The sequence below is a fragment of the Devosia sp. genome (genome assembly GCF_017307495.1).
GTDB lineage: Bacteria > Pseudomonadota > Alphaproteobacteria > Rhizobiales > Devosiaceae > Devosia_A.
Map to the genome: position 1 here is coordinate 59,593 of NZ_JAFKHE010000025.1, position 24,952 is coordinate 84,544.

A 24,952-nucleotide genomic window follows, 5' to 3' on the forward strand; every position below is an offset into this window, starting at 1 on the left:
TCGCTTTCGGATCGTGGGAATGGCCGCCTCTTCACCCAGCCAAGCCGATCGATGGAGCATTCCCCTGAGGCTTCTCCACTGGGTGACTGTGCCGCTACTGGCGGTGCAGTTCGCCGTTTCACTGCTTCTGATGGGCGATGGCCGAAGCGCCGTCTCCTGGCTTGGCTTCCACATATCCCTGGGAGCCGTCGTGTTCGCCGCGATCGGTGCTCGCCTGGTCTGCCGCATGTTCGACAGCGGTCCGCTTGGCCGACAGATTGTCGTGCGCGTGCTGCAGGCGATGCTGTACATGGTGGCGCTCGGCGTGAGCCTAACAGGATGGCTCGCCTATCGCCCCTCGCCCTTTGCGGTGCGCAAGCTTCTCTTCGGCTATCTTGACCTGCCGGTGCTGTCCTCGCTTCGAGTTGCGCCCTGGGCGTTGTGGCACAAATGGTCAGTCTGGCTTTTTCTGGCGCTGGTCATTGGACATGTCGGTTTGGCGATCTACCACGCCTGCATACCGGGCGATCGTACGATGGCAGCCATGTCGCTCAGGACACCACACCGATCACGTCCCTAGGCCGTCGCTGGTAGGATAGAGGGTTTCGGAAGCCGTATTCCCTTGGCGACAATTTCTCCCTTCCCTCAATGCAATCGCACGGCATCGGGCTGCCGGCCCGACGGCTTCCGCGCCACAATCAACATGGAGCGGGCCAACGGCGGGACCCGGCCGATGCGGATGACCTGCTCGACAGCCAAACCGGCACCGCTGAGCAGTTCCGAGATGGTCTTCACCGACCAGAACTTGACGTGCCCACCGGGCCAAAGTGCCGTGAAATGCCGGTCCATGCGCCCCGAAAGCGCGAGAGCAAGGTTCTTCACGTAGCCGTGGTACGGCGTCGTGATGATCGCTACCCCACCCGGCTCGAGCAATGAAAACACCGTATCGGCAAATCTGTGGGGGTCGAACAGATGCTCGATCACCTCGATGCTGATCACTGCTGGAAACGTGCCATACTTGGTGTGCAGGTTTTCGTAGGCGGAGCCGACGACGTAATGTCCCTTGGGATCCCGCCTCTTTGCTTCTCGTACCCTTGCCCGGTCGGCATCGATTCCAATCATGGTGTAGCCCTTGGCCTCGAGAAACCGGTCCAGGGTACCGTCTCCGCATCCCAGGTCGAGTATCGGGCCGGCCCCATGGCCATTCGTCAGACAGTCTCCCAGAACCTTCAGCAGCGTAGGCACCAGATAGGCCTGAGGATAGGCAGAGAGGTCGATCGGCGCCGGGGTACCGGCCTTCGCGCGAGATTTCATCGCCACACCTAGAACGATCCGGGGGAGCCCGCCGGTATCTCGACGGTGCCGTCCGGTGTTTGGACCCTGAAGACCCAGCGCCCAGGCATGGGAAAGAGCCCTGCTCCCCGATAGACGCCCCTCGAAACCTTGCTGATCTCGATTGAGTTCGGCGGCATTCCCGCCATCTGCGCGGTCACCGAGATCGAGTTGGCGTCCGCCAGTTCGCCGGCCCCATCCTTGAAGGTCAGCGTCAACAGGAACGTGCCGTTCGGGAACAGCTTGACGTCGGGCGAAGCCATCAGAGCACCGAGCCGGTAATCTCCGATGGCAGGCGGCTCTCGCCGAACCAGAAACGGGACCGACATGAAGGTAACAACGATTGCCAACGCCACAGCGGCACCGACAATTCCTATCAGCTTGGGTCCGAGCGGGTGCGTGTTCCTAGCAAGTTGGCTCATGTTCATCATCCCCTGAGCGGCTCCCGTCCTAGGCGACGACAATCGGCGTGTGCTCGGGCACCCGCTCATAAAGGTCGATGATGTCTTGCTGGAGCAGCCGAATGCAGCCGCTGGACACGGCTCGGCCGATCGAGGTGACATCGCCATTGCCGTGCAGCCGATAGAGCGTGTCGATGCCGTCGCGGTAGATGTAGAGGGCGCGGGCGCCCAGCGGATTGTCCGGCCCGGGTGGCATGCCGTTGCGGTACGGCTCCAGCTCGGGCTGGCGCTTGATCATCTCAGAAGGGGGCGTCCAGGTTGGCCACGCCTTCTTGAGCAGGATCTCGCCCCGCCCCGACCAGGAGAATCCTTCTCTCCCCACGCCGATGCCGTAGCGCAGCGCCTTTCCACCTTCCTGGGTCAGGTAGAGGACCCGGTTGTGGGTATCGACGATAACCGTTCCGGGCAGTTCCGACGTCTCATAGTCCACGAGCTGGCGGTAGAATGTAGGGCTGAGTTTCTTGAGGTCCACGGCCGATATGGGGAACGGCTCATCGTTCACCGCTGCGTATATGAGTCTTGCGTCGAACCGCACCTTCGTCTCGGAGACGTGCTCCTTTGCAGCTGACGGAGGAGAGAAGCCACTCGCCGCAAGTGCGACCGCGCCGAGGAGCACCTCGCGGCGGGACAAACCGGGCTTGTCAGTTGGCTCGTGTTGAACAACGGGGGATTCTGGGAGTGAAGAGAAGCGGAGCATCATTGGCCCTTCCAGGTGCGTCAAAGGCTGATCGTTGGGGTGAACGGGATCCGCCGACATCTGGGCGGTCCGTGAGCTGCAGGTGCTGACACTCCCTCGGGCGAGACAGTTGGGAATGGGTCTTGACGATGTTTCATCGATGGCGGCACCAGTTCCGCCGCAGCGATGAGCACAGCGTCTGGCACGCAGTCGTTCTGCCCCGCTCCATGAGCATCTGCCGCGGCGATGTCGATGGCAGCATTCGGCTCAGAGGCAGTCGGCCAGTCGTCGTGCACGCCGCAGGCAGGGATGGCTGCGGCCGATACCGCGAGGCTCGCCAGGACGAGGACGAGGGCGATGACAAAAGCCAACCACCATCGGTGCCCTCGAGCCAGCAGCCGTCGAAAGCCGGCCCATGGCGTCATCTCTGGGCCACCACCAAAGCGGGAATAGCAGGCCGCTGCATGAGCTCACGTACCTGGGTGACGGTCTGGGTGAAACTCGCCTCGTATTGTGGGGGCAACGCCTTGTCGCGCGGCAACTTCACGCTCAAGGGATCCACTGGCCGGCCGTTGACGCGGATCTCATAGTGCAGGTGATTGCCGGTCGAGTTGCCGGTCGAGCCGACGTAGCCGATGATCTGGCCTTGGCGAACCGGCATCCCCGGTTCCAGGCCGTCGGCGATGCGGCTCATGTGACCATAGGCGGTCTCGATGCCGTTGACGTGTTTCAGCTGCACATACTTGCCGTAGCCCGACACCCATTGAGCGCGCTCCACCACGCCGTCGCCCGCGGCATAGATGGGCGTTCCCAGCGGCGCCGCGAAGTCCGAGCCCGTATGCAGCTTTCTCGTCTTGAAGATCGGATGCACGCGGTAGCCAAATCGGCTGACCAGGCGCCCCCCACCCTTGACCGGGCGCCGCGTCAGGAAACGCTTTCCGGTTTCGCCCTCGGGATCGTAGAAATCGACACTGCCTTCGTCCGTACGGAACCTGTACAGCTCGCGTGACGTGCTTCCGGTCTTCAGTGCGACATATAATAGCTCGCTGCGCCCTGAACCGTCGGGAGCGGTCTGTAAGATCTCGATGCTGTCGCCTGCTGATATGCGCTTGGACAGGTCAACGTCGTAGGCGAACATTGCAACGACACGCCGCGTGATCGCGTCATCGACATCGTGCTTTCGGGCCGTCTCCCATATGGCGCGATAGATCGTCGGAAGATTGTTGACGTTGACTTGTTCAGTGTCCTCCTCGGGGAACGCGATGTCCGGTGGCGGCAGGCCGAGGACGTAGCTGCCGCGGTCGGTCAAGGCTGCGGTGGCGGCGTGCCGGATTGCCCCGTTGGCCTCGTCAGCGAAGTAGATGCTGAGCCGGTACGGGATCAGTGTGTCCGACATCCTGGAAGGGCCCATCAGGATTCGGAGCCGGGCATTTCTTGGCATCAGCTCCGAGGGGATGACGTTGGCAAGGGAGGCCGCCAGCATCGGGTAGGTGCGTTCGTCGAAGCCGTTCTTGAGCAGCGTGTCCCTGAGCGCTCCACCTTCTCGCATCGCTACGATGCGCTCGGAGCGACCGAGGTGATTGTCTCGCGCCGAAGTCTTGGCGAGGATCGTGACATTCTCCGCGACTCCGCTGAGGCCGGCATCGACGACGCCCAGGTCCCGAACACCTGATGGGGCCGGCGCATAGGCGGCCATGAGCAATCCTTCCCCACCTCCCTCGGCGAAGAGGTTCTCGACAGTCTCTTTGGAGAACTGCGCGGCGTTGGCATCGGTGATCGCGGGACTGGGCACGAAACCGCTGGGCAACACCGAGGTCCTGATCGACACCTCACCTTCGATATTGGCCGCATAGATCTCGGGGTTGGCGACTGGCGCCTGCTCCGATGGTTGATCATCCGCCTCGAGCATGGCGACCGGATCATATTCGGGCACGTCCGCCGTGAGCGCAGTAGCGGTGGTCGCCAGCGTTGCCCGGATACGCACGAATGATTGCTTTCGGATCAACGACCGATCGCCGGTGAGTTCGCGTATGGAGGCATCGACGAGCTCGTAATCCGACCTCGTTTGGGTGACCGGACGCCGGCGGTCACCCTTGGTGCCCTGCTGAGACGAGGAATCATCCGTCTTGCCGTTGATCAGCTGCAGCGCCTCGTAGGCCGTCGAAAACGTGTCCTGGCCCTCGAAAGATACGTAGAGCGCCGCTCCCATGAGCAAGACCGACGTCAATCCCGTCATCACCGTGCCGGTGAGCCAGGCGAAGCTCAGCTCGCGCCCGTGGGGATGGTCACCCTGCGTGGAGTTCAGGGTCAGCGCGGGCTCATCGATCCATCCGCTGAGGCGCAGAGCTTTCGCTCCGCCCTTCCGCGAAATGCCGCCGTGATGCACAAACGCGGCCACCTTGGCATCGCTCAGTCCAAATGATCGCATTGTCGTCCCAAATGCCGCCACGTGAGCAACTGGCACACGCGCGGAGGAGGTGGAGCGACGGTTCTCCGAAATCCGGACGAAGCCGGAATCGATCCTGACCGCCTACGAACTGACCGACCGGCGAGGGGCCGGACGTCAGGCGAGGATCAGGTGATGGGCGGCGAGTGCTGGGGTGCCGGTGCAAGGCCTGGCAAGAGCAGATCGGCCGTTGCCCCGTGCCGAGATTTCGTGATCGTGAAAGGCAGGCCGAAGCTTTCGCTCGCCAGGCTTGCCAGGTTGGCCAGACAGAGCTGCACACAGGTGGCAGACCCATGCTGGCAGGCGCCATTGCACTCGATCCGCGACCATTCGCTGGTCGAGGTAATCGCCGTATCAGCCGGGGACGAAGCACCATGGGCTTGAGCGGCCGCGCTCGCTGAAGCGAGAAACACGGCAAACAACATCACCAATACGAATCGCAGCACGGCGGTCATGGGCACCTTGCAATGTGCCGGTATCGGCGGGGGCACACAAGCGTGGTGAATTGCCTCGCCCCAACCCCGTCCGGCAGCAACCAAGCGTTAACCCTGATGAGGTGACAATTTGAAGGCAAGCGCCACGACCAATGACCAGAACCTCCATCCGCCATTTGCTGCTCATTGCACTCGTCGTCCTGACGAGCCTGGCGCATTTACCGGGAGTTCAGGCGACACAACCCGATCAGCGCATTGACGCGGTGACCATCGCCGCGACCACGGCTGCCCCGGGGCATGTGATCCACAGCCATGGCCACCTGCACTCGACCACCGATCACTCTCATGCGGCGCCTATGACGTCGGCGACGGCAGGCCGGCGGCCGATGCATCGTCCGAGCTTCGGTCTCCTGCCGCACGAGCCCGGAGATCTCCCCGAGATCAGTCTCGGCCTGAAGCGCCCGCCGCGCACCTAACCTCACGTCACCAAGTCCGGACCGCTGCATCAGCGGCGCCGTCTTCTCACGACATGAGGTTTCACCATGGCTTTGATGGGCCAGGACATCACGATTGTCGGCACGCGCCGCAGTCAGGGCGGGATGGTGCGCTCGCGCATCCGCGTCGTCATTCTCGTCATGCTGGCGATCTTCGCCCTCGTCGGCTTCCGGCTGACCCAGTATGGACAAGTGCAACCGGCCACCACGATCGAGGGACGCGAGCGGGCCGCTATCGAGGCCTCGCGGCCGGCGCTACTCGATCGCAACGGCCTGGAGCTTGCTGTCGATATCAGAGTGCCGTCCATCTTCGGCGAACCACGACGCATCGTCGATATCGAGGAAGCCGTCACCAAGTTGCGCTCGGTTCTGCCCGAGCTGGACGAGGATGCCTTGCGGATGCGTCTGACCGGGGACAAGGGGTTCGTCTGGATCAAACGCGAAGTCAGTCCCTCAGTCCGCGACCAGATCATGAGCCTGGGATTGCCCGGCATCGACTATCTCACCGAGAGCAAGCGATTCTACCCCGGCGGCACCGAAAGCTCGCACCTGGTGGGCACCACCAACATTGACAGCCAGGGCATATCCGGCATGGAGAAGGCACTCGATGATACCGGCGTCGCGCTCCTCCAAACCATCGGTCTCGCGCGGGAGCAGAAGCTGTCGCCCGTGCGCCTGTCGATCGACCTGAGGGTGCAATACGCGATGTGGGCGGGGCTCTCCGACGCGCTCACCCGCTACCAGGCCATCGCCTCAGCCGGTGTCATGCTGAATGCCAAGACCGGCGAGATCATCGGATTGGTGTCCCTGCCCGACTTCGACCCGAATGACCCGGCAACCGCCTTGCTCGAGGGGCGCCTCAACCGGATTACCGCCGGGAGTTATGAGCTGGGCTCCACGTTCAAATCCATCGCGTTCGCGGCCGCTCTCGACAGCGGCAAAGTCTCGCTGCTTGACAGCTTCGACGCCAGCGCCGGGGTGCGCTTCGGCAGGTTCACGATTACGGATTTCCATGGACAGAACCGCGTCCTCACCGTGCCGGAGATCTATAAGTACTCTTCGAACGTGGGGGCGATCCGCATGGTGCAAGCCCTCGGCAAGGACGAATATCGCGCATTTCTGACCCGGATCGGTTTCGACGACATTCTCCCCACGGAGTTGCCGGAGCGCGCCAAGACCAATGTCCCGGCCAAGTTCTCGGAGGTCACTGCGGCGACAGCCGCCTTCGGCCACGGTCTCAGTATCACGCCCCTCCACATGGCCGCCGCCATGGTGGCTCTGGTCAACGGCGGAAACTACATCGTCCCCACGCTCTATCCACGCTCGCTAGAGGATGCCCAGGCGACAAATCGGCGGGTCGTCTCCGCCGAGACCAGCGCCCGCTTGCGCTACCTCATGCGGCTCAACGCCCTCGATGGGTCGGGAACGAGGATGAACAAGATCGCCAATGGCTATCGCGTCGGCGGCAAGACAGGAACGGCTGAGAAGGTGGTCGACGGCAGGTACTCCTCGGAGAAGAACCTCAATACCTTTGCCGCCGCCTTTCCGATCGACGATCCGCAGTACGTTCTCCTGGTCATCGTAGACGAACCGAAGGCCGAAAGCCCGCAGGCTGGCACCACTGCGGGCTGGAACGCCGGCGAAGTCGTGGGGCGGATCATCCAGCGCACCGCACCGATGCTGGGGATCGCACCCAACTTCGACGACTCGCTCGATGACCTTCTTGTCCCGCCGGAGTTGCGGTCGAGCACGCTCAGTGCATCGATGCCACTTGGATGACGCGACCGTCCTCCAGACCAACCCACCTGGACGCGTCCGTCTGCGACTGACGCTTCAAGTAAGTGTAGGGCGTCTCGTTCCAAAGGTGGATTTCGCCGTCGAGATTGTCGAGGGCGAGATCGCCCCTGTCGGTGCGGACGAGCAGAATCGCGTGTCCTTCACCATCCTGCTTCCGAACGACAGCTATGAGCAGCGTACTCGCCGGCCAGCCCTTGGCGATCAGCTCACGGCGCTTCTCGAGGACATAGTCCTCGCAGTCCCCTGCCCCATTCGGATAGGTCCAGTACTCGGCGACGCGGTACAGGTCTTGGTCTGTGACGGGCGCGACACTGGCGTTGACTGCATTGTTCGTCTCCTGCAGTTCTGCCCAGAGTTTCTCGGTCAGTACCTCTGCCGACGGACCTGCGACAGCTCCGCATTCGCCGGCATGCGACTTGCAGAACTCGTAGTGGCCAACTGGAGTGCTGGTCGGTCCCTGCTCCGGCGCATAGGCGGGATCGGCGAACTGGTCCTGGCTGGCAATCGCCGGTGTCATGAAAAGCGCAATGAGCAGAGCGAATGCGGCGACATGCTTCATGTTGGCCCCCTGTGGGTCCAACATTCGCCGCCGCCGCTTTAGCGATCCGAAGAATTTTCAGCGAAGTTTGCTGGAAATTGCAGCTGAGAGCTTCAGGCTCTGGTTACCTTCGGGTCAGGGATTCCCGTCGAGAACCTCGTCGATCGCCGCTTTGAACTCCACGAACGGCTGCGCTCCGGAAATCAACCGTGTGCCGATGACGGTGCCCGGAGTACCCTGAATGCCAAAGCGTCCTCCCTCCTGCAGATCGCGATCCATCTGGTCCACGTAAGTATCGACCTTTTGTGAGACCAGATCCTTGACCTTCGCGGCGTCGAGTCCTTCAATGGTATCAAGGAGCGCAAAGACATCGTCTCGGTTACCCCATCCGCCGTTCTCGCGATCCTGGCGGGCGAATAGTGCACTGTGCCACGCACCAAAGAGTTCGGGCGCCACTTCCCACACGGCACGCGATGCTATCGCCGCCTCATAGGAATCTGGCCCCAAGAACTGAAAGTCCTTGAAATAGATGCGCAGCTTACCTGGTTTCACATATTCCTCGATCAGCCGTGGCATGACCTCTTGCTCCACTTGCCGGCAGAACGGGCACTGATAGTCGAACCAGTACGCCATGCCCACCGGCGCAGTGGCCGCACCGATGAAGGGGACATCCTTCAGCGAGACGTTGTCGAACGACACTTTGGCGACCGGGGCCCTGGGAGCCGAAGGCTCCGGCTGCGCTGAAGCGACAGCGGCGGAGCGCACCTCGCCGGCTAACTTCTCGAAGCCCCAGACCGTCGCCAGAGCTATCAGTCCGCCGGCCACGAGCACAGCGGCACTGACCGTCAGCGTGTGACCCATTCCGAACAAGCGTCGTTTCATTCTTCTTCCTCGCGATATCAAGCTGTCAGGGCGCAAGGCCACCGACCAGCATCTCTGGTACAAGGCTCAAGTCGGCCTAGGAGCGAGGAGGATGAAGTTCGGGCGAAGAAGTGACGCCGAGGAGTGGCGTGACGGTCGTCATCTGGCGACCCGCCTGCGCGAAAGCGGGAACTGGTATGGCAACGGTCTGCGGCAAGGGGGCTTGGGGGCCGCAGACTGGGCGGCAGGGAGCGCTCGAACAGTCGATCGAGGCGCACACGGGGTTCAACTCGACAATCGAAACTTGAGACGCGGTCGGTAGGGCTGACGGATCGCGCTCCGGCTCAAACGAGAACGCAAAGTTCACGGCCAGCAACCCGAACAAGGCAGCGAGCAAGAAACGGCGAGCGACGCTCCACATCCTGGCAACCTTACGCATCCTGGTGCGCAGAGCAACCACCTCCGCCATCGATCACTCAGGTCTGATCGGCAGTAGCGGCGCCGCTGTAGGCCTGGGACACGTCAGGCGTGGCGCGCGATCTCTCCGCTGCGGCGGCCGATCGCTGTCGCCGCCTTTGCCAGCGCGCGGCGATAAGCACAACCGTAGGCCAGAACATGGTGTTCAAAATGTCCTTGAGGCTGTCTCCCATCTCGAAGCCAATAGCACCCTTATGGAGGTGGAAGATGTCCATCAATTCGTTGGCCAGTTCGAACGCCAGCAGCGCCAGCCAGGGGATCCAGCTTGCCAGCGACCGCCTGAAAACGAGGGCTACTCCCAGAAAGATCGCCAGGCCGATGTGAATATGCAGGGCATCCTTGGTGATACCCAGCAGTTCGGACAGTTCGGTCTTCAGCGCGTTGTACATGTGCAGTTTCCCGGGCACAGCCACCCTGTCAGCAATTCGTTAAGGTTTGGCTGCGGTGGTTGCCCAGCATTCCCGCCGGCCTGCTTCTGGGGTCAGCAACATCGCCCGGAAATCAGCCTTCTGGGCCTGCCCTCTGGTCAGACGTAGACCAGTTCCGACATCATCCCCGTCATCATGTGGTACAAATTGTGGCAGTGGTAGAGCCAGCGACCGGGGTTATCCGCATCAAAGGCCACCACAACCGTGCCCATGGAAGGCACCATGATCGTGTCACGCATCGCGCCGGACAGAGCCTTGCCGTTTATCGACACGATCTGGAAGTGATGGCCATGCAGATGCATCGGGTGCGCCATCATGCTGTGGTTCATAAACTCGAGCTCCACCCGCTGTCCCGCGGACACTTCGAGCTTGCGTCGATTGGCCCAGGTCTTGTCGTCCAGTGTCCAGGAGTATGGGGCCATGGTGCCGGTGAGCATCACCGAATGTCGAACATCGGCGGGTTTCACCGTCAGGCCTGACACTGCGCTCAGCGAGGCCTCGAAGGCCATGTCGAGCGGACCGGCCACAGCATCGGCTTCAGCGGGTAGCTTCCCGATCTTGGCGCCCGGGGCTGCAAGCACGAGGCCGGTTCGGGCTCGATCACCCTCGCGCTGAGCGAACACCGGAACAACGGTTCCGGCGGGAACGTCGAGGATCAAATCGAGCCTTTGAGCCTGGGCAAGCGGGAACCGGCTCCCTGTGACCGCTGTGATGTCGTTGCCGTCTACGGCCACCGCGGTGGCCTGAACCCCGCCGAGATCGATCCAGAACGCGGTCGAGGCCGCCCCGTTGATCAGGCGCAGCCGCACGCGCCCGTTGCGCTCGGTCGTCACGACGAAGGGATCGGCCAGCGTCCGGTCATTGGCGAGGAAGGCGTCGTACTCGACGTCGTTCAGGTCCATCCCGGCCATCGACGGCATGCTGTCCATCGACATGGCGGAATGATCCATGCCTTGCATCGACCCATGATCCATGCCGGCACCGCCAGTCAGCTCCGCGAAGATCTGGGCGGGGTCGCGGAATGAGAAATCGTTGAGGATAACGGTCACGTCCTGGACGTCTGCCAGCTCGTCCTCGTTCGAGCGAACGATCAGCGGGGCCGTCATGAGGTTTTGTTCCTGCAGCTCATGGTGCGAATGCATCCAATGCGTACCCGGTCGCGGCGCGAAATCGAACGGGCGCAGCTCAGCGGCAGCCAGCGGCGCGACGTAGCCCGTCTCCGAAATGCCGTCGAGCTGTGGTGGGGGCGTCTGACCATGCCAATGGATGCTGGTCGCTTCGCTCGCTTGATTGTCGAGGTCAACGGCAAAGCGCTCGCCTGCGCTGAGCACAACGCCCGGCAGGCCATGGTCATCCACGATACCGAACACCGATGCGGGGCGACCCAGCACGTCCAACGTCCTGCGGGCGACGGTCAGCCGGCGAGGCTGGTCAGCAGCGACGGCCAGGCCGGCAGGCATTGTGGAAGCGGCACCAAGCGCTGCGAATGCCGCCAAAACGGAGCGACGGTTGGGGTGGGGCATGATGTACTCCTATCGAGCGCGCGAAGCTGCTGCTTCCAACGGTGGCAAGGTCAATAGCCTTGTCCGCCACCGGATTGCTCTGCGGCATGGTGCAGCATCGCACTATCTTCCGGGGGCGCCTGCAGAGATTTCACTCACGCAGTGCTCTTGACCTTACAACGGTAGGAACCCCCAGATTCGATCTGGGGGATTCGGAATGGAACTATATGGCTTCAGCGCCTTGCCGTGGGAGATGCGCTCGTCCCATCGCGTAAGCCAGCTGCTTGGCATTGCTGGGGCGGAGCCCGACGAACGAGCGTGGCTGCGCCAACGGATGGACGCCTATCTTCGCTCGCACCCCACTATTGCAGGTTGGAAAGGTCATCGCCCACGCATCCGGGACACGCCACACTTTGCTCAATACCTGACGGAGACAAAGAGGTCTCGCTACGATGACGCCATCGACGCTCTCGGTGCGGGAACCGCCTCAGCGAGTGAACTCGAGCTTGTAAGAGCGCTCGGCATGGAGATCGCTGAGTCCTCCTTGGTCGTTCGCTCCGGCCAAGTCCTGCTATCCGGCAGCCTCAGCTTGCGCCGCGTTTTCGATGCGCGTTACGAGCAGTTTCTTTGGGCCACTATTCATCCGGTGTTGGCCGTCGAAGACGCCATCTCGCAGCGCCCAAGCGACGAGCAGAGCCTGCCTCCCATTGTGCATGTGCTTCATTTGGAACGCGACCTACCCGCCCTGCTCGGACGAAGAGGATCGAACCCGGGCTATGACCTCCTCTTACCCCGAAGGCTCCGTATGCAGGCCTTTGCGACGCATGAGAGCCTGAACCTCACCGTTCGGGAAGTGCTGCTCGGCTTGTAGGATGTCCAGACGTGTCATGCGCCTCGTCATGCTCGACCCGCTTCGCGCTCCGCTTGAGGTGTTCGCAGTCATTGGCCAGCCGCCGTGCTGGCCTGTTGATACCGCTGCTGCCGCGATGGCCGGCTGCTCTTGATATTACGCGAGGATTCCGCTGATCTGCTGATCGGAGAGAATGCCTTCAGATGCGGGCATGTAGCTCTCGTAGCCAGGCGAGATGGCAGCCAATCCTGACTTGACGATGGTGAAGAGTTGATCGTCCGAATAGTGCCACGTATGTCCGGTCGCATCATGCGGTGGAGCTTTTAGGCGCCCGCTAGCCAGACGGTCCATCCAGTTCGACTGCCCCTCGAGGTTGAGTCCGTGACAACTGGCGCAGCTATCCAGATAGAGCATCCGACCGGGAACCATCGCTTCCGACCTTGCGGTGACGTAAGACCCGAAACCAGCGGCCGCTGCTATTTCTGATCCGATAAGCAGAAAGAAAACGAGCCCCCTCCTGCTTGGCAAAGCCCTCATCGTTCATCCTCTAGGGTCCCTGCAACAGCGGCAAGCGCCACCGCCACGCCCTTGAGCGCCGACCACGATGAACCAGTCGAGACGACAGCGTCAGACTTGATGACAATGCTCAAAGCCGCGCAAGACGCTTGCGATTTCTTGATCAGCGAAGCTCCCGCGGCATGGCCGAGCAGTCGCAGGGGCAGCGCAGAAGAAGAAGCGCAAGGGCGCCGAAACCTAGGTGTTCACGCTTGCGACGATAGAGCGATGCCTACTCGATTCAAGCAAGTCCACCCCAGCCAATTCGCCCATCGCCAATCCAGCGGCCTTCACACTGCCTCTGGGAAACTCACCGTTCCGGCAGCGTCAAAGGCGTACACGTCGTCGCGGAAGCTAACCGTCCCTTGGCTGTTGGCCCAGGCGGTAATGTATGTGGTGTGGATAGGCACCTGCACTTTCAGTTTGATGTCCTCGCGCAAGCCGCCCTCAAATGCCGCCTGCACCCCGGCCAGGTCCCACCCCCCGTTGTCACGCAGGAGCCAGGCGACGAGCGTGTCGATATTTTCCGCTCGCACACAGCCCGAGGAGAGGAACCGCGCGTTCTCACCGAACAGGCCCTTCAGCGGCGTGTCATGCATATAGACGTCGTACTTGTTGTAAAAGTCGACCTTGCAGCGGCCCAACGAATTCTCCGCACCCGGGTCTTGCCTGAAGGTGTAATTGACCGCGTCCTCGGTCGCCCAGTCGATATCAGTCGGAGACAGTTCGTTCCCCTTGCCGTCAAAAATGCGGATGCGGAACTTGGCCAGGTACTCCGGATCTTCGTTCATATACCTGATCAGATCCTTCCGGATGATGCTCTTGGGAACGGTCCAAAACGGGTTGAATTTCACCTGGTGGATTTTGGAATTGAGGATAGGCGTCGCTCGATCGACTTTGCCCACCACCGCCGTGTGACGCTGGATCACTTGCGACGCCTCGACGGCCTCGATGGTCGCTGCGGGAATGTTCACAACCACGTAGCGGTCCGACAGTGACGAGGCCCAGAAGTCGATGCGCTGTGCGTTGAGGCGAAGCTGGTTCAAGCGGTAGTCCGCCGGAACCGACAGCGCATAGAAGGTCGCTTCATCAATGTGTCCATTAATGTTGAGACCGTGCCGGGCCTGGAACAGCCGCACGCCTGCATCCAGCGCCGCATCGAACTGGTCGTTCACGCGCTTCTCGAGCGGCATATCGCCGTTGATCATGAGCCGGCGTTTAAGCAATGCCGCCGCTCGCCCGGATTTGCCAAGCTGCAGGCCGAACGCCTCGCGCGGCGGCGTATCCCAATTCCCGTTGGCCGCCACGAAAGCCTCGTAGTTTGCAATCGCCAGTTGCAGATTGGCGCTGGTCTGAGCTGACAAGATTGGCTCGACGGTATCGACCAGGCTCTTTGCGGTTGCGGTGTTTCCGTCGATGTCCGCCTTGCGCATCTTCGGCTTGTTGCCGAAGAGGTCCCACCCGGAATCTCCTTCTTGTGCCCGGCCTGCGCTTACCCCGACAAAGCCAAGCACTGCAACGGAGGCGAGTAGCTTTCGACGACTGATGTGCATCGGTAGGTTCTCCACGCGTCGATGCCAAAGACAGAATACCTGCGCGTCAACCTCAGGAGGCAATGAGTGGTGCCCAGGCCTGATGGAGCGCCGGTAGATGCTTCTCGTGCCGCAAGCCGAGAGATCGGCTCGTCAGCGCTACCTATGCGATGGGAGGGGTAAGCCGGGGCTCTGGTGGTCGCCCCTCGCGCAGTAAGTCGTTGGCGGGGCGGAGCACAGTGCAAAGAGCAGTAGGAACACTGGTCAGGGTGTCGGAGCAATTGACCCCCAGCGATCCTACACAAAGTTCGATGCAGCTGGGTACCGTGTGGACGCGGCACGCCTCACAGGCAACCGGCGCGCTGCCGAGCAACGACGCCTCTGCGGATATCTGATGCGGTGCCGATTGGGATGCAACGCCGCTACCTGAGGCTGCAAACGCACTCAGGACAATAATCAGTACGACGAAGGCGAAGCGGGCGAACAGCGTCATGGCCAGCGAGAGCATACCCTGAGTCGGCAGGCGGTTGAGCGCGGTGAATTGTCCCAACTGTACCTGCCGACAAGACACGCCTCGTTAACCAAACGAACGCAGGATGCTAGCTGGACCCACGTGGATACGTCATGCGGCTTGCTCTGTTCTCATTGCTGTTTGCTCTGCTCGCCACACTGGCGAGCGTCGGGCACGGCGCATTTGAGACGGGCCCCGGGTCAGGTCTGGATGCGATTTCCGTGCAGACCCAACACGTCGCCCTGCACGGCGGTCAGGTCCATACCCACCTCCACTCTTCGGCCGATCATAGCCAAACAGAAGCGCGCGTCCGGGAGCCACAGTGCCCGGCATTAGCGGTGGCAACATGCTCCTGGCAGATCGCCTTTGACGCAGCCCTCAAGTCGGCTCTCTACGCTGCTCTTGAGCGACCGCCCAGAGCGTAACCTAGCGCGAGCATAGTCGTGCCCTTCGGCTCACGAGCTATGTTTCCCATGTCGTGTCGACGGCAACTCACCTGCCCCGCGACAAACTCCCGCTCTTTGATGTCGCGTTCTCTATCGCCGCGGCCAGGCTACTCACCCAAACGGTGACCCCCATGCTCGACTACCCCATCCGCCGCAGGGCGTTCCTCGCTCTGCCCGCTGTCACCCTGTTGGTATCGGCGTGCTCGACGTTCAGTGGAATCCCACGGGACAAGCTGCCGCTCACCAGTTCGGCACTTAAACATCTGAGCGAGATCGGCGCATCAGCCGCGAGCCCGATGTTGGTTCGGATCTTCAAGGAAAGCTCCGAGCTCGAGGTTTGGAGACAATCGACCTCCGGGGACTACCAGCTTTTTCGCACGTACCGCATCTGCAAATGGTCTGGCACCCTGGGTCCAAAGTTCGCCGAGGGAGATGGGCAGGCGCCGGAAGGCTTCTACACGGTCACGCCCGGGATGATGAATCCCAACTCGAGGCTGTACCTGTCGTTCAACACCGGCTTTCCCAACAAATACGACCGCGCTTACGGTCGAACCGGCTCAAACCTGATGGTGCACGGCGATTGCCGTTCAGTTGGCTGCTACGCCATGACCGACGAACAAATACGAGAGATCTATGGGTTGGCGCGCGACGCTTTCGCCGCGGGAAATCCTAGCTTCGCGCTCGAGATGTATCCCTTCCGAATGACCGAGCAGAATCTGCAGAAGCATGCGGACAGCCCGTTTCTCGGCTTCTGGCAAAATCTAAAGGAAGGATACGACCTATTCGAAACGCAGCGCCGGCCGGCCTCATGGGACGTGTGCGAGGGCCGCTACGTGTTCAATGTCGTCGTTCCAAGCGGTCAAACGCTTGAGCCACTAGCCGCCTGTCCCGCTCCGGCAACCACACAGCTCTAGTAACCCTGCGACGGCCGCCCCGTGAGAGGCCAATGGACAACCCTGGGATCAAGTCATGCGTATGATAGTTGGAATTGTCGTCATTTTGGTGTGCGTCTTCGGCGGCTTCATTGCCATGGGCGGGAAGCTCGACGTGCTGATCCAGCCATTCGAGGCCGTCATCATTTTGGGTGCAGCAGCCGGGGCGTTTGTCATCGGTAACACCGGTCCCATTCTCAAACAGACGCTCACGGTATTTGCCACGCTCTTCCGGGGTCCTCGCTACAACAAGGCTGCCTATGTCGAACTACTCGGGCTGCAGTTCTCACTGTTCAAGCTCATCCAGTCAAAAGGCATTCTCGCCGTCGAGGAGCACATAGAGGCCCCTGGGGCTTCTCCGCTCTTCCAGCAGTTTCCCACCTTCGCCAACAATCACCACGCCGTCGAATTCATGTGCGACTACCTGCGCATGATCACCCTGGGAAGCCGGGTTGCCCACGAAATGGAGGCGTTGATGGATGAAGAGCTCGAGACGCACCACCAGGAAAACGAGCGATTGATCAACGCCATCCAGTCGCTGGCGGACGGCACCCCTGCGCTCGGTATTGTCGCCGCCGTACTGGGAGTCATCAAAACGATGGGCTCCATCAGCGAACCACCCGCCGTCCTGGGACACATGATCGGTGGCGCTCTCGTTGGCACATTTCTGGGCGTGTTCGTCGCCTATGGCTTTTTCGGGCCAATGGCTCAATCCCTGCGGAACATCTTCGAAGCGGAGTCGAAATACTTTCTCTCGATGAAGGTAGGCCTCCTGGCCCACATCTCCGGCTACTCACCCGCTATCGCTATCGAGTTTGCCCGCAAGGCGCTGATGTCGGAGGTGCGTCCCAGCTTTGCCGAAGTCGACGCTGCTACAGCCAGTATTACAGTCGCTGGATAGTCCCTTACTTGCCTCTTGCGGCGATGACTGCTGTGCTATCTGCTCGCCAAAATAGCCGAAGATAGGCGCCACCTCGAGACGACGACCAGGCGGGGCCGGAATGAGGGAAATGAACGTGTCCGATCCGTTGCTGCATCTCGTGGAGCGCTGGAGAAACGATCCGTACGGCACGTATCGCTCTTGGTTTCTGTGGGAGGAGCGGCTCAAGAACTTCAGGTCGATCCGCCGCGGTATCCAGCAGGTCGTCGCCGAGATTGAGAGCGGTCGTTTTGGCAGCGCATATCGCGGCTCCTCGCTCGAAACGGTTGTGCACTCGATCGCCGAGCAGCGCCAAATCTTCAGGGGTGCGGACCACGCGTTCCTTTGGAAACCGAAGCTACGTATCCCTGATATCTACGAGAGTGCAGATAATCAGCGGGCGTTTGGCCGCCTGCTGGACACCTGCGTGTGTTGTACCACCGAGCAACAGGTTCTGGGCGCCATCCGAGAAATCGACGCCAAGGCGATAAAGGGCCTTGGGCCCGCCGCTGCAAACCTTCTATATTTCCTGCATCCTACCATAGCGCCGCCGTTCAATACCGCAATTGTCAGCGGTTACAATGCCCTTGTGGGCGCCAAAGTACGGCTGGGGCGCTGGGACGAATACCTGGCGATGCGAGAAGGCATCTTGGCGCTCAATGCGAAATACCGCGAACTGCTGTCCAACGACCTCGGCGCTCTGGCGGGGCTGCTGTTCGATATTGGCAGCGGCCGCTATCCCGCCCCTCCGCTAGTCGAAAATGACGACAACGCCTTGCGGGCTTGGGAAGCGGATCTGACGCGCGTGCGGAAAGAGGCTGAAAGAGCGAATAAGGCGGTCTCCGCAGCGCGCGAGCAAGACCATACTCACACCGAGGTTCAAGGCTGGTTGCGTGACCTGGGGCACGCGGTCGGTTATGCCGTTTGGGTGGCGGCCAATGACCGCAGCCGCCCGCTCGGCAACGGCAAGCTCGGTGACGGTTGTCTCGAGATGCTGCCGCTACCCGCTGCTGCACCCGCAGCCGAAGCGATACGGCTCATCGATGTGCTCTGGCTCCATCGGGACACCGGGCGCATCGTTGCAGCGTTCGAGGTGGAGCACACAACGTCGATCTATTCCGGCATCGTGCGCATGCTGGACTTGGCACTTGGAAGTGATGCCCATGCCCTTGAAGGCCTGTTCTTGGTTGCCCCGGATGGGCGAGAGCACGAAGTCAGCGCGCAACTCAGACGCCCCGCTTTCAGCCGCGTGGCTGACCTCGCAGTGCGGTACCTGCCCTACGGAGAACTGAAGACAAACCGCGAGTCGATCGCCCGATTTGGTCAAGGCATGAAGCCGATCCACGCGATCTCGAGGCTCCTCACCTGAGGAATCGCACAAGCGATCGACAATCAGTCTGACAGGGTACAGTCACCCGGAGGTCCTGCCGCCGTTGCGCAGACCAGCCAACCTGCCCCAATTCGGGAAGAAGGCCGGAACTTCTGCCGCATAGCGTTCGTATGCCTCGCCGAACTCCCTCCTTGCCTCGCGCTCCTCGACAAAGGAGAGGCGCACGTACATGGCCACGAGGATCGGGAACATCACAAGGGTCAGCAAGGTCGGCCATTGCACCAGGAAACCCAGCATGACGAGGACAAAGCCCACATATTGCGGATGGCGAACGTAGGAATAGGGCCCCTCGGTCGCCAACCGCCGCTCGCTTTGGGCGGCATACAAGACCCGCCAGCCGGCGGCGATCAGAAGGAACCCACCGCCAATCAAGACAAAGCTTGCGATATGGAACGGGCCGAAATGCGGACTCGCCCGCCAGCCGAACATCATCTCGAGCAGATGGCCGGCATCATGGGACCACCAATCAACATTGGGGAACGCCGCCTGCAGCCAGCCCGAAAGTAGATAGATCGTCAGCGGAAACCCATACATTTCCGCAAACAGCGCGACCAGAAATGCGCTGAACGCACCAAACGACCGCCAGTCGCGTCGAGTTTGCGGCTTGAAGAAACTGAATGCAAACAGGATGAAGACGGCTGAGTTGACGATGACCAGCCACCACAATCCATAGGCCGGAACGGTGTCGTTCATGATTGCTGCTCCTGACGGGATCGGGCCTTAGTGCCGGTGTCCAGGGACATCTTCGTCGTCCTCAGTGGAAGCTCCCCGCCTCTGATGGTGGTGCCCGCCATGCGTAAACAGGTGCATCGGCAGGCAGGCGAGCAGCAGAAGGATCGGCAGGTAATACCCGACATATGGGACGAGATGGGCTCGGTGCTCGGCCACCAGGAAGAAGCCACCGATCACGAGGAAAGCGATGGTCACGAACCCGGCTGGGGACCGCCAGAAACCTCGCGGCTCGGAACCGACGTCCTGGGGCGTGCTGGCCGGCTGCTGATCCGGATGGGAACTCGAGTGATCGCTCATTGGTGAACCCTCCGTCGCGAATTGACCTCACGCTGCCTTCTGGACGGTGGGTCGCTCTTTGCCATCAGTTTCCCGCGGCGCCGCTCATCCGCCTCAATCTCCAGCTCGGCTCGTCGCCAGTGATCCTCGTCGTGGCCATCGGCCCTGCCCTCCGCCTCCCAGATCTCATAGGCGCGCTTCTGAATTCGCTTCCGCTTGTCGTGCATCCTCAATCTCCCACTCACCCCGGCGGGGCAGAATGGCGGAGGTCAATCCGCCATCGCTCAAATTACACCACTTGTGTCGCGGGCTCGGGTTGATCTTGATCAAGACGTGCAGACGCGCTGCATGCTCTTGCTTATGGGAGTAAGCTGACTGCCGGACCCGCTCCAGGACCATGTGGCGGCCGGAATGGCGGGGAGAAGCCCCATGACAACCGTCCGACATATCCTCGACATCAAGGGCCACGCCGTTTTCACGGTTCGCCCTGACGACACCGTTGCCGATGCGCTTCGGGTGATGGCCGACAAGGACATAGGCGCCGTGCTGGTCACAAACGGCGACCGCGTCGTCGGGATCTTCACCGAGCGGCACTATGCCAGGCGCGTATTCCTCAAGGGCAGAACTTCGCCGACGACCCTGGTGCGCGACGTGATGGTGAAGGACGTCATCTATGTCGAACCGGATCAGACCGTCGACGCCTGCATGGCCCTCATGGCCGCCAAGCGCATCCGGCACCTGCCGGTCCTCAGCGGCGGCACGCTCGTCGGCATCATTTCCATCGGCGACCTGATGAAGAGCGCGCTTGCCGACCGCGAATTCAACATCGAGCAACTCGTGCTCTATGTGGGCGGGATAAGGGGCTGATTTCGGGGACGGTCAGTCCGGTGGCAGGCGCTGATCCAGCGCATCGTAGTCGGCGGCCTGCATGTCAACCGAGGCCCGCATGTACGTAACAACATCCCATATCATCTCGTCACCGTAGGACGACGTGGCCCAGGCGGGCATGCCGGTGAATCTGATGCCGTTCCGCGTAACCCAGAACAGTTCGGCGTCGGTCATGTCCTCCACTAGTTCCGGCAGGTCTGGCGCTTTGGGATTTAGCCCTGCTGACATCGCTGTGGGCTCCCGCCCCGGCGGGTTGTGGCACATGGCGCACTCCTGACGGAAGAAGCGAAACCCCCGCTCTACTTGCTCAGCTCCTCCGAGCGTCGGGGCCTCAATGTCTCGTGCATGCAGTTGAATGGAGGCTTCCCGCGCGGTCACCAGCAGCCACTGCAGGGGCGCGGAATCCACGGTCGTTGCAGCAACGTTGAAGAAGCCGGAATAGACAAAGGCCAGCGCTCCCAGACCGCCAAGGACGCCAAGAATGACGAGCCATGCCAGGACCGCCTTCACGACTTCGGCTCGGAACAGCGACATCATTGGCGTTTCTCCGACTTGTCCCTAGACGATGAAGCGGTTCCAGCCCGCGTAGGAGTCCCTGATGCGCCCCCGCGGCAGCGCGGACACGATCAACAGGACGCCGCCGATGACGCCGTTCCAGGCCGCGATCGGCGATCCCAGGCCCTCGAGCAGCCACGGCGCAGCGATCAGCCAGGCGCCGAATGCCACATTGATGAAGCGGACAGAGCGCGCGACCTCGGCGAAGGCCATGATGGAGAAGGTCACGACCAGCGCGCCCACGAGGTGATCGCTGTCGGCGATAGCGCCTGAGTTGCCGAAGGTGAGCCGGTTGAACATGAACCAGATGCCGACGGCGCAGCTGAGCAGCAACGGCAGGGGAAGCGTTATACCGCGCCCGCTCTCCGCGACCATCTCGCGCGCATTGCCCAGCATTCCCCTGGACTGGTCGTCGCTGCCTCCCTCCATGGCACCGCCAGTCCAGAACGTGCGCCAGAATGGCTTGCCCTTGCGGCGGGCATCGACCAGGAACTGCCCCATGGCGACGAACTCATCGAGCGAGTACGGGATCATGATCGCCATCGCCAGCGCGGCGATCAGGCACAGCGTGCACCAGGTGCCGATCTCGATCGGCTGGATGATGATGAAGTAGATGCTGACGATACCGAGCGGCAGGATCAGGATGGCCAATGCCAGCACCATCCACGGCATGGTGCGCCAGCGGTCCTTGCCGCCCATCCAGGTCATGACCAACTCGAGCATGTAGACCACGGCGCCCAGCGCGCCATCCGGGATCGGCCAGGCCTTGGACACGTCCGAGGTGATGATCGTCTCGGTACCGTTCATCGCCCCCTCTCCCGCAAAGAAGGGTTCCCACACAGTGTCGACATGGCCGAGCTGATAGGCGCCGAGATAGCGGGCGATGAGGAATCCGATCACTGCCAGCACGGCAATCGGCATGCGCTGTATCCAGCTTGCTGGAGTATAAGCCCAGCCGGGAGGGATATCGGGTTTTCCCATCATGCCTTCCATGCTCATGCCCGGCATCATCGGGATCAGCACCGACAGGGCGATGACCAGCCCCCCGACCAGGGTGTCGTTCGCATAGGCCTCGGGCAACGGCGTCCAGAAGACGAGCGGTGCCAACAGCAGCCAGCCGCCGACAAAGGCGTTGCCCCATTGCGCCCAGGGGAAGCGGCGCCAGGGGTCAGCGGACAGCCAACTGAAGGCAATCACCAGCACGCCGGCAATGACGTCGCTCCAGGTCATCGCCAGGTTGCGCAACGCAAAATGCGGCAGTCCACGTTCGGCCATCACGCGCAACTGGTTGGCGTCCGGCGTGAAGTCACTCATGTAGCCAAGGGTGATCGGGCTGGTGAGCAGCCAGAAGCCGAGCATCAGGGCAAGATAGTGCGGCCAGAGCAGCTTCTGATGGTCCTCGACCATCATGTTCGCGTGCTCGGCCGGTCCGTGCCCGGCGTGCTCCTTGGTGCCCGAGCGCGGAACCAGCGTCATGCCGCATTTGGGGCACCGGCCCGGCTCGCGACTGACGACCTCGGGGTGCATCGGGCAGGTGTATTCGACCGCCTGCTCGACGGCCATCATGTGGCCGTGCTCCATATGCTCGCGATGTTCCTGATGCTCGTGGCTGCCGGCAGGCGGTTGCAGCTCCAGCGCCATCCCACACTGCGGGCACCGGCCTGGCGTGGCGCCCACAACCTCCGGATGCATCGGGCAGGCGTACTGGCCCCCCGCAGGCGGGAGAGCGGGCTCCAGCGCCGTCCCGCACCTCGGACAATTGCCGGGCAGCGATTGGCACACTTCCGGATGCATCGGACAGGCGTGCATCAACTCGCCTGCAGCGGGGGCTGCTTCGGCGGTCTGCGGCGCGGCTTTGGATAACGGGCGGGCCTGCTCCAGTGCGGGTGCCGGTTGAGCTTGCTGAGGGCTTTGGCGCGCCTCCAGCTCCGCTCGCACCACCTTGTCGGCAATCGCATCCGGTAGTGCCAGGCCGTGCTCGCGATACCAGCCAAATGGATCGGCGTGCAATGCCGCCACCATCTTGGGCAGGGTCTGGCGCAGGGTGTGGCGAGGTTCCCAGCCGAGCAGCGTGCGGGCGCGGGTGATGTCCAGCGCATAATGGTCATTGGCCCGGTCGATCATCCACGGCTTGATGAACGTATCCTGGCCAAGCACTTCCTCTTGCAGCCACGCGCCGACCTTGGCCATTACCCCGGGGACGTCGTAGGTCTCTCCCGAGTGGCCCTGGATCAGCCGCATGAACGTGTGCTGCAACTCGTCATAGCTCAGCGTCTCCGGCTCGCCGACGAGAATGGCCACTTCCGGCGGCAGTTGCGCCCGGCGCTCTATGGTGCGCTCGATGGCGTCAACCACGTCCTCGAGGTGGACGAAGGACTGACCGTGTGAGGTCGAACCCGAATAGAGGTGGCCCGCCAGCTGTCGTTCGAAGATGCGCTGGATCTGGTGCGCGAGGGGCGGCGAGTGACAGACGTCGTCGTAAACACCCGCGAGACGCAGGATCACGGCCGGAATGTCGCCACGCTCCGCCCGGATCAGCTCCTCGGTCCGGACCTTGGATTCCGGATAGGCCCAGGTCGGCCCGATCGGCCAGTCCTCGGTGATGAACACGCCGGGCTCGCCCGGCTCGTGCACGAGCATGGTGCTCGAGAAGATGAACTGCTCGACCTCGAAATTCTCGCGCTTGAGCCCGCGCAGGAGCCGCTCCGTCCCCTTGACGGTGATCTCGTCGTACTTCGGGCTCGGCTTGCCGAGAAAGTCATAGTACGCGGCGAGGTGGACGACCGCCGCGATGTGCGATCCATGGTGATCGCGCAGGACACGCAACCCTTCCTCGGTGCTTTGCTCGGAGGCGAGGTCGACCGGAATGCGTACGCAATCTGGCGGCGGCGGACTGGGGGCCTTGAGATCGAAGCCCACGACGTCGCTGAACTGCCCGGTCAGCCGTTGCATCACCGCAGTGCCGATCCGGCCGTTGCTGCCGGTAATCAGGACCAATCTTCGTTCAGCACTCATGGCCGTAACTCCATGTGCACATAGAACGTCGCGAATTGCGCAAGAATCGGCCGAGACAGCAGCCAAGTCAATGGTTTGCATCGACCGACCGATTGACCGAGATCAATGCACGCGGAACATTGCGGTACTGGGCAAGGCAGGCTGAGCCAACTCAGCCTTTAGCGACCATGGCATTCAACTCAGCTCGTGTTCCGGTCTCCCGCATCCATGAGGAAGTGGCATCAGCTCTAGCGATGCTTACATGACGCTTCCACGCGACCGCTCTTGTTCCTCCCAGCGCAGGGGAAGCCGGTCGCGCCAGAACAGCTTCTGCGCGGTGAGTCCTGCTGGTTGCTGAGCAGCCAGGATGCTCTCGACCAGCTCCGGCGACAGGAATGCCAACAGCAGCACCTGCCCCACGTGAGTGTCAGTGAGGGACCGCTACGTTGGCCGTGACCACCACTCCGATGGCCTTTCGGCAAGACCTGAAACTGGCAGCACGTTCGCGATTTGTCCGGGTGGGCCTTGGTCTGCACCCCCATTTGGCAGCCGAACGCAAGTGCGAGCTGGACCTCTTTGAAGCGCTGCTACCCGAGACCCGTATGTGGGCGAAATTGGCCTCGACGTCGGCCCCAAGTTCTTCCGCACGTTGCCCGAGCAGACCGAGTGTTCACCCGGATTCTCCGATGTGGCCGCCCAGGGAAGGTTCTATCCGTCCACAGCGTCACGACAGCTGGCAAGGTTCTGGACCTGATCGAGGAGATGCTTCCCGCTGAGCGAATGATCATTGTCACGATTGCCGATACCGGCTCGGGAAATTGCTCCGGAGATGCTCGACCGCCTGTTCCTGCCGTTTTCGACAGGCAAGGCCCAGGGCATGGGCGTCGGCCTGTCGGTATCTAGGACCATTCTCGAAGCTCATGGGGGCGGATTTTAGGCCGAGCCGA

The 24,952-nt window shown here is 61.9% G+C and carries 26 protein-coding genes; 9 read left to right on the forward strand and 17 right to left on the reverse strand.

Annotated elements, in window-relative coordinates; translation table 11 throughout:
* Positions 1-19 precede the first annotated feature (19 nt).
* Positions 20-559 carry a cytochrome b/b6 domain-containing protein gene (locus tag J0I99_RS16080; RefSeq protein WP_291390328.1) on the forward strand — a complete coding sequence of 180 codons (540 nt, stop codon included), beginning with the start codon at positions 20-22 and terminating at the stop codon, positions 557-559.
* Positions 560-624: 65 nt separating this feature from the next.
* Here the strand turns inward: J0I99_RS16080 and J0I99_RS16085 are convergent, their stop codons facing one another.
* From J0I99_RS16085 to J0I99_RS16105, 5 genes are all read right to left on the reverse strand, one after another.
* Entirely contained in the window at positions 625-1,293 is a 669-nt protein-coding gene (locus tag J0I99_RS16085; RefSeq protein WP_291390329.1) for a class I SAM-dependent methyltransferase, read from the reverse strand.
* A gap of 8 nt (positions 1,294-1,301) precedes the next feature.
* Positions 1,302-1,742, reverse strand: a complete 441-nt coding sequence (locus J0I99_RS16090; RefSeq protein WP_291390331.1) for a hypothetical protein — start codon at positions 1,740-1,742, stop codon at positions 1,302-1,304.
* A gap of 19 nt (positions 1,743-1,761) precedes the next feature.
* Complete coding sequence (locus J0I99_RS16095) at positions 1,762-2,472, reverse strand: L,D-transpeptidase (RefSeq protein WP_291398600.1); 711 nt, start codon at positions 2,470-2,472, stop codon at positions 1,762-1,764.
* A gap of 397 nt (positions 2,473-2,869) precedes the next feature.
* Positions 2,870-4,876, reverse strand: coding sequence for a M23 family metallopeptidase (locus J0I99_RS16100; RefSeq protein ID WP_291398601.1), 2,007 nt, complete (start codon positions 4,874-4,876; stop codon positions 2,870-2,872).
* Between the two features lie 146 nt (positions 4,877-5,022).
* Entirely contained in the window at positions 5,023-5,349 is a 327-nt protein-coding gene (locus J0I99_RS16105; protein WP_291390242.1) for a hypothetical protein, read from the reverse strand.
* 131 nt (positions 5,350-5,480) lie between these two features.
* On the opposite strand from J0I99_RS16105, the gene J0I99_RS16110 reads away from it, so the two are divergent.
* Both J0I99_RS16110 and J0I99_RS16115 read left to right on the forward strand, forming a co-directional pair.
* A complete protein-coding gene (locus J0I99_RS16110) occupies positions 5,481-5,804 on the forward strand; it encodes a hypothetical protein (RefSeq protein WP_291390241.1) in 324 nt (107 codons plus the stop codon).
* Positions 5,805-5,879: 75 nt separating this feature from the next.
* The gene (locus tag J0I99_RS16115) at positions 5,880-7,601 is read left to right on the forward strand and encodes a penicillin-binding protein 2 (protein ID WP_291398602.1); all 1,722 of its coding nucleotides are present in this window, start codon (positions 5,880-5,882) and stop codon (positions 7,599-7,601) included.
* Here the strand turns inward: J0I99_RS16115 and J0I99_RS16120 are convergent.
* The 4 genes from J0I99_RS16120 to J0I99_RS16135 form a co-directional block, all read right to left on the reverse strand.
* Complete coding sequence (locus J0I99_RS16120) at positions 7,576-8,178, reverse strand: transglutaminase-like cysteine peptidase (RefSeq protein ID WP_291390239.1); 603 nt, start codon at positions 8,176-8,178, stop codon at positions 7,576-7,578. The two genes, J0I99_RS16115 and J0I99_RS16120, sit on opposite strands and share 26 nt — an antisense overlap.
* 114 nt (positions 8,179-8,292) lie before the next feature.
* The gene (locus tag J0I99_RS16125) at positions 8,293-9,039 is read right to left on the reverse strand and encodes a thioredoxin domain-containing protein (protein ID WP_291398603.1); all 747 of its coding nucleotides are present in this window, start codon (positions 9,037-9,039) and stop codon (positions 8,293-8,295) included.
* A 455-nt stretch (positions 9,040-9,494) separates the two neighbouring features.
* Positions 9,495-9,884 carry a hypothetical protein gene (locus J0I99_RS16130; protein ID WP_291398604.1) on the reverse strand — a complete coding sequence of 130 codons (390 nt, stop codon included), beginning with the start codon at positions 9,882-9,884 and terminating at the stop codon, positions 9,495-9,497.
* A gap of 137 nt (positions 9,885-10,021) precedes the next feature.
* Positions 10,022-11,446 carry a multicopper oxidase family protein gene (locus tag J0I99_RS16135; RefSeq protein WP_291398605.1) on the reverse strand — a complete coding sequence of 475 codons (1,425 nt, stop codon included), beginning with the start codon at positions 11,444-11,446 and terminating at the stop codon, positions 10,022-10,024.
* 196 nt (positions 11,447-11,642) lie between these two features.
* Here J0I99_RS16135 and J0I99_RS16140 point away from each other — a divergent pair, with 196 nt between their 5' ends.
* Positions 11,643-12,296, forward strand: coding sequence for a hypothetical protein (locus tag J0I99_RS16140; RefSeq protein ID WP_291398606.1), 654 nt, complete (start codon positions 11,643-11,645; stop codon positions 12,294-12,296).
* Between the two features lie 135 nt (positions 12,297-12,431).
* Here the strand turns inward: J0I99_RS16140 and J0I99_RS16145 are convergent, their stop codons facing one another.
* Positions 12,432-12,689 (reverse strand): cytochrome c, encoded by a 258-nt coding sequence (locus tag J0I99_RS16145; protein WP_367115446.1) that lies wholly within the window; start codon positions 12,687-12,689, stop codon positions 12,432-12,434.
* Positions 12,690-13,120: 431 nt separating this feature from the next.
* A complete protein-coding gene (locus J0I99_RS16150; RefSeq protein WP_291398607.1) occupies positions 13,121-14,383 on the reverse strand; it encodes a L,D-transpeptidase family protein in 1,263 nt (420 codons plus the stop codon).
* Positions 14,384-15,450: 1,067 nt separating this feature from the next.
* On the opposite strand from J0I99_RS16150, the gene J0I99_RS16155 reads away from it, so the two are divergent.
* The 3 genes from J0I99_RS16155 (at position 15,451) to J0I99_RS16165 (ending at position 18,539) form a co-directional block, all read left to right on the forward strand.
* Positions 15,451-16,233: a murein L,D-transpeptidase family protein gene (locus tag J0I99_RS16155; RefSeq protein WP_291398608.1), complete on the forward strand. Its 783-nt coding sequence runs from the start codon at positions 15,451-15,453 to the stop codon at positions 16,231-16,233.
* A gap of 55 nt (positions 16,234-16,288) precedes the next feature.
* The gene (gene motA / locus J0I99_RS16160; protein ID WP_291398609.1) at positions 16,289-17,152 is read left to right on the forward strand and encodes a flagellar motor stator protein MotA; all 864 of its coding nucleotides are present in this window, start codon (positions 16,289-16,291) and stop codon (positions 17,150-17,152) included.
* 109 nt (positions 17,153-17,261) lie between these two features.
* Positions 17,262-18,539: a type II restriction endonuclease gene (locus J0I99_RS16165; protein ID WP_291390813.1), complete on the forward strand. Its 1,278-nt coding sequence runs from the start codon at positions 17,262-17,264 to the stop codon at positions 18,537-18,539.
* 42 nt (positions 18,540-18,581) lie between these two features.
* On the opposite strand, the gene J0I99_RS16170 is transcribed toward J0I99_RS16165, so the two are convergent.
* Genes J0I99_RS16170 through J0I99_RS16180 form a run of 3 tightly spaced genes read right to left on the reverse strand, consistent with a single transcriptional unit; the run spans position 18,582 to position 19,795 of the window.
* Entirely contained in the window at positions 18,582-19,253 is a 672-nt protein-coding gene (locus tag J0I99_RS16170; protein ID WP_291390812.1) for an isoprenylcysteine carboxylmethyltransferase family protein, read from the reverse strand.
* 27 nt (positions 19,254-19,280) lie between these two features.
* Positions 19,281-19,589 (reverse strand): DUF2933 domain-containing protein, encoded by a 309-nt coding sequence (locus J0I99_RS16175; protein WP_291390811.1) that lies wholly within the window; start codon positions 19,587-19,589, stop codon positions 19,281-19,283.
* Positions 19,586-19,795, reverse strand: coding sequence for a DUF2934 domain-containing protein (locus J0I99_RS16180; RefSeq protein WP_291390810.1), 210 nt, complete (start codon positions 19,793-19,795; stop codon positions 19,586-19,588). Before J0I99_RS16180 ends, J0I99_RS16175 begins: the two co-directional genes overlap by 4 nt.
* Positions 19,796-19,997: 202 nt before the next feature.
* Here J0I99_RS16180 and J0I99_RS16185 point away from each other — a divergent pair, with 202 nt between their 5' ends.
* On the forward strand, positions 19,998-20,435 hold the full coding sequence (locus J0I99_RS16185; RefSeq protein WP_291390809.1) for a CBS domain-containing protein: 438 nt from the start codon (positions 19,998-20,000) through the stop codon (positions 20,433-20,435).
* A gap of 12 nt (positions 20,436-20,447) precedes the next feature.
* Here the strand turns inward: J0I99_RS16185 and J0I99_RS16190 are convergent, their stop codons facing one another.
* The 3 genes from J0I99_RS16190 to J0I99_RS16200 form a co-directional block, all read right to left on the reverse strand.
* Positions 20,448-20,993, reverse strand: a complete 546-nt coding sequence (locus J0I99_RS16190; RefSeq protein WP_291390807.1) for a cytochrome c — start codon at positions 20,991-20,993, stop codon at positions 20,448-20,450.
* Positions 20,994-21,014: 21 nt separating this feature from the next.
* Positions 21,015-24,026, reverse strand: coding sequence for a heavy metal-binding domain-containing protein (locus J0I99_RS16195; protein ID WP_291390806.1), 3,012 nt, complete (start codon positions 24,024-24,026; stop codon positions 21,015-21,017).
* Positions 24,027-24,263: 237 nt separating this feature from the next.
* A complete protein-coding gene (locus tag J0I99_RS16200) occupies positions 24,264-24,425 on the reverse strand; it encodes a hypothetical protein (protein WP_291390805.1) in 162 nt (53 codons plus the stop codon).
* A 409-nt stretch (positions 24,426-24,834) separates the two neighbouring features.
* On the opposite strand from J0I99_RS16200, the gene J0I99_RS16205 reads away from it, so the two are divergent.
* Positions 24,835-24,942, forward strand: a complete 108-nt coding sequence (locus J0I99_RS16205; RefSeq protein WP_363278211.1) for a hypothetical protein — start codon at positions 24,835-24,837, stop codon at positions 24,940-24,942.
* Positions 24,943-24,952: the final 10 nt, after the last annotated feature.